This window comes from Pseudomonas sp. P1_F1_2 (genome assembly GCF_056405815.1).
In genome coordinates this window covers 1-2,328 of the sequence record NZ_JBFUBK010000209.1, presented here as the reverse complement: position 1 = coordinate 2,328, position 2,328 = coordinate 1, and the positions used below count along the sequence as shown (strand labels likewise).

Here is a 2,328-nt window from a genome sequence, read left to right as displayed (position 1 = left end):
ACCTGGACTCGAACAGAAAAATAAGCATTTGTTCTACAATGAAATTATTCTGTTTTTTAGTATATATATCCCTACGATTATCCTAATCCAGCCCGTATTTTATTGGAGTTCTTTCGATATCCCTGGATCAGGAAAAAACATTCGTGTTTCCGCTCTTTTTGAGACAACGCGAGCATCTGAGTCATCTCGCTGCCAACCGCCGCCCAATGCTTTGAACGTGCCCACTGCAGCGCGAGCCGATTCAGTTTGTGCCTGGGCTCTGCCATCAGATGCCGCTAGGAGATGTTCATCGGCATCCAGCACTTCGATCAAGCTGACCACGCCTTTTTCATAGGCGGCAAACGATGTCGCTCTGGCTTTCGCATACGCCGACTCGCCCTGGGCGAGCTGGGTCGATTGTTGCTCGCGGTTGATCCGTGCCGAAACAGCGCTTTCCACATCTTCGCAGGCCCGCAGAACGGACTGGCGGTAAGCGGCCAAGGCTTCGGCTTCCTGGCCCTTTGCCAAATCAATCTGGGCGTTGATGCGGCCAAAATCGAACAGCCGCCAGCGTAATCCCAGTGCCGCCGAAGCCTGACTGGCGCCGTTGCTGAACAGGTTTGCACTGGATACCGATGTAGCACTGCCGAGCAGCGCAGCCACAGACAGTTTGGGGTAGTACTCGGACATGGCTTCGCCGATGCGCGCGCTGGATGCCGCAAGACGGCGCTCCGCGACGATCAAGTCTGGACGCCGACGCAGCAGGTCGGCTGGAGCGCCCATGTCCGAGAGGCCTGGCGCCTCAGGGATGGGCGCCAGCTTAGTCAACTGCGCGCTGTAAGTGCCGGGCGCCTTGCCCAACATGACATCCAGCGCATTCATTGCCGTGTCAATGCCTGCTTGCAGTACCGGCACGGTGGCCTGCGCTTGGTTCAGCGCGCCTTGGGTCTGGTTCAACTGCAGTTCAGCCGCCAGGCCTTTTGCGTAGAGATGTTCGATGGTGGTGAGCAGTTGTTGTCGTGTGTCTACTTGCTGCCGGGCAATTTCCAGGCGTGCTTGAAGGCCGCGGATGCTGATGTAAAGATCGGCTGTCTGCGCGACCACTGCCAGGCGTGTGGCAATCGCTCCGGCTTGCGAGGCCTGATAATCGGCGAAGGCGGCTTCTTTACCTCGGCGCAGCCCGCCAAACACATCCAGCTCCCAGCCGGCATTCAAGTTCGCCTCATAGGCACTGCCGTAGCGATTATAGGAAGGGTCTGAATTCAGCGCTTGGCCCAACGGCGTCTCCAATGACTGACGGGCTCGGGCCGCTTGACCATTGACGGTAGCCGACGGCAGGAGGGCTGCGTTAGCTGCGCCCAAACCGGCGCGAGCCTGCTCGATCCTTGCGTTTGCCTGGGCTAAATCGAGGTTCTGTTCAAGTGCTCGATTTATCAGCTGACTGAGTATTGGGTCATTAAATGCGTTCCACCAAGCGGCGAGATCGTCATTTGCGGCGCCCAGTTGTCGTGCCTTGGACGTTTGCGCGGAGAAATGCTCGGGCAATTCCACACGGGGTTTTGAGTAGTCAGGGCCCACTGCGCAACCTGCAACCATACCCAAACACAGCAAAACGGCGAAACGAGGAGGAGGGTGCATGCGATACCTGCGAAAGGGTCGGTTTGTGACGATATTACAAATTGGTCACAAGTTGTCAACCACCTTTGGGATGAGTAAGCTGCTCGCATGAATCAGCCTTCAGTTTCTTCGCCCAGCGCCCGTGGCCCAGCCGATCACGACATTCGAGACCAGATTGTCGCGGCGGCCAACGAACATTTCAGTCAATACGGTTATGGCAAAACAACGGTTTCTGACCTAGCCAAGGCCATCGGCTTTTCCAAGGCTTACATCTACAAATTCTTTGAATCCAAGCAGGCGATTGGTGAAGCAATCTGTACAAATTGCCTGACTGAAATCGTTGCGGCAGTGGAGCAAGCCATCAATGTAGACGGCATCTCGCCGACTGAACGTTTTCGGCGCCTGGTCAAAACCTTAATCGCTACAGGGGTGAGCCTGTTCTTTAACGACCGTAAACTCTACGACATCGCAGCGTTCGCCGCGTCGGAGCGATGGCCCTGCTCACAAGTCTATGACGCTCAGATCAAGAGCTTCGTGTTGCAAATCGTGCGTGAGGGGCGAGAGCTCGGTGAGTTTGAACGCAAGACTCCGCTGGACGAGACGGTAGAGGCGATTCATCTCGCTCTGCGGCCCTTCATCAATCCTCTGCTATTGCAGTACAACCTCGATTTTGTTGAAGAAGCCCCCTCGCTTATCTCCAATCTTGTTCTGCGCAGCCTGATGCCTTAAACC

General features: G+C 55.8%; 2 protein-coding genes. One reads left to right on the top strand and one right to left on the bottom strand.

The window, feature by feature from the left end; genetic code table 11:
• Positions 1-99 precede the first annotated feature (99 nt).
• Entirely contained in the window at positions 100-1,617 is a 1,518-nt protein-coding gene (locus AC1D2P_RS30615) for an efflux transporter outer membrane subunit (protein WP_109785887.1), read from the bottom strand.
• 87 nt (positions 1,618-1,704) lie between these two features.
• Here AC1D2P_RS30615 and AC1D2P_RS30610 point away from each other — a divergent pair, with 87 nt between their 5' ends.
• Positions 1,705-2,325: a TetR/AcrR family transcriptional regulator gene (locus tag AC1D2P_RS30610; protein WP_077430547.1), complete on the top strand. Its 621-nt coding sequence runs from the start codon at positions 1,705-1,707 to the stop codon at positions 2,323-2,325.
• Positions 2,326-2,328: the final 3 nt, after the last annotated feature.